Raw genomic sequence first — 2,277 nt, 5'->3', positions numbered from 1 at the left:
ACACCTCACGGCGGCCCCCGGCAATCTACGGACCCCTGCTGGCCAGGCGCTGGTAGCGAGGGCTGCCCTTTGAGTACCGCCGTAACGTGCAACTGCCCCCGTTTGCAGCACGGACACAGCAACACATCCATGCGGCCCACCCGCGCCATGAAGTCCCGCGCCGACTCCTGCGCTTGCGGGTTGCACGCAGGCATTTGCAGCGCCAGCCGTGCCGCCTCCAACTTGACCCCCTTGCAGCTAGAGGCCAGCACCCCGTAATGGCGAATCCGCTTGACCCCGGTGGGCAGCACATGCAGCAAGAAACGGCGCACAAACTCCGTACCCGGCAGGCGGCATAGGCATTTCCCACCGGAGTCGTCGGCACGCACCGTAAACGCCACCGCGTCGGGGGTCACACTGCGGATGCGGTGGTTACCAATCGCCGTGCGGTGGGTGTAGCGGCCCAGGTACTCCAGCACCTGGGCCGGGCCGCCCAGCGGGGCCTTGGCGTACACCACCCACGGGTGACGGTAGAGCTGCTGCTGGCGGGCACTCCAGTGGGCAGCCGTGCCTTGCGGGTCATGCTCCAGCGTGTTGTCTCGGTGCGCGGCTGCCAACGCCGCCATGAACTTACCTCTGAACACGCTGGACAGCGCATGCACCGGGAACAGGAAGTCCGGCTGGCGTGCGGGGACATGCCACTGCCCATCACCATCCCCATCACCTTCCTTTGCCAACACCCCGCAAGCCATCACCGCATGCACATGGAGGTGGCGGCGCAGGTCCTGCGTCCAGGTATGCAGCACCAGACTAAAGGCGGGCGTGCCGCCCGTTACGCCCATCCAGCGCGGGTTGGCGGCGAAATCACCCAGGGTCTGCGCGGTGCAGCGAAACAGCATGTCGATCACCCAACGCGGATGGGCACCGTACAAACCATTGAGGCTGTGCGGCAAGGTAAACACCAGATGCACATACGGCACAGGCAGCACCTCGGCCAGCCGCCCCTGCAGCCAGGCATCCTTGGCCCGTGCTCCACACTGCGGGCAGTGGCGGTTCCTGCACGAGTGGTATTGCCAGTGGCGGTGGCCGCAGGCATCGCAGCCCAGTTGCTGGCCGCCCAAGGCCTGCGTACGGCAGGCCACGATGGCCCGCCAGGCCTTGGCCTGGGGCGTGTTCAGTGCGTGGCTTGCCAGATACGCCGCGCCATGCTGGCGCAGCACTTCTGCCACGCTATGGGCCACAGTGGCCATGCGGGTGTCTACAACAAAAGCATTCGGCGCTTACAGGTGCGGCAGCCCGGCCAGCAAGTCCAGCGGATCCATATCTTTGGGTGGTTGAAACTGCGGGCTGATGAGATGCAGATAGCGAGCCGTGGTGCTGATGTGTCCGTGGCCCAGCAGCTTTTGGATGGTGAAGAGGTCTATGCCGCCTTCGAGCAAATGGGTGGCAAAGCAGTGGCGCAGGGTGTGCGGGCCACCGCTCTTCATGATACGGGCGCGGTGGCGCGCACCTTGGTAGGCACGCTGCGCGGACTCGATGCTCACCGGCTGCGTGCCGGTGTGGTTGCAAAACAGCCAGGTGCCTGGGCTAAAGGTGCGCACAAAGGTACGCAAATTGGCCAGCAAGGTGGGGCTGAGCAGGGTGTAGCGGCCACGCCCGCCTTTGCCACAGGCCACGCGAATGCACATGCGGTCGCTGTGGCTGTCGATGTCCGTTACCCGCAGGGCGCAGGCCTCCGATACCCGCAGACCGCTGGCGTACATGGTTTGCAGCAGCATGCGGTGCACCGGGTGGGAGCAGTGGGCCAACAGGCGGGCGATCTCCTCGCGGGCCAGCAGTTCGGGCTGTTTGGCGGGTACTTTGGCCATGGCAATGGGAAAGAGTTCGCGCTCACGGCCGAGTACCTTCTCGTACAGAAAGCGCGCCGCGCAGGCGGCCTGGTTCATGGTGCTGTAGGAGAGGTGGCGATCGTTGACCAGGTGCAAGAGGTAGGCCTCGACCTCTTGCGCGCTGTACTGGGCGGGGTCACGCCGGTAGTGTTTGGCCATGCCGTAGATGGCATCGGTGTAGCTGTCTTGGGTGCGCGGGCTAAAGCCGCGCAGCACCATGGCGTCGAGCATGCGTTGGCGTAAGGGTGTCATGGCAAATCTCCTTCAGGCCGGGGAATATTCCCCGGCCTGAAGGCTTGCCCTCATCGCCCCTGTGTGCAAGTGCTGCGCAATGCATAACGCGGTGGCGGCCTGTGATGACCAGTCACCGCGTCAGCGGTTTAGTTCAACGTGATGTACACCGCAAACC

At 64.8% G+C, this 2,277-nt stretch carries 2 protein-coding genes; both read right to left on the bottom strand.

Annotation, left to right across the window (positions count from 1 at the left end; all coding sequences use genetic code 11):
- Positions 1 to 5 precede the first annotated feature (5 nt).
- Positions 6 to 1,229 carry an IS91 family transposase gene (locus AC0969_RS19675; protein ID WP_479625841.1) on the bottom strand — a complete coding sequence of 408 codons (1,224 nt, stop codon included), beginning with the start codon at positions 1,227 to 1,229 and terminating at the stop codon, positions 6 to 8.
- A 30-nt stretch (positions 1,230 to 1,259) separates the two neighbouring features.
- Positions 1,260 to 2,120, bottom strand: coding sequence for a tyrosine-type recombinase/integrase (locus AC0969_RS19670; RefSeq protein WP_479625840.1), 861 nt, complete (start codon positions 2,118 to 2,120; stop codon positions 1,260 to 1,262).
- Between the last annotated feature and the right edge of the window lie 157 nt (positions 2,121 to 2,277).

The organism is Rhodoferax sp. LB1P47 (assembly GCF_056521445.1).
Note: the sequence above shows the minus strand (reverse complement) of the source record. Positions and strands in the feature narration are given on the sequence as shown.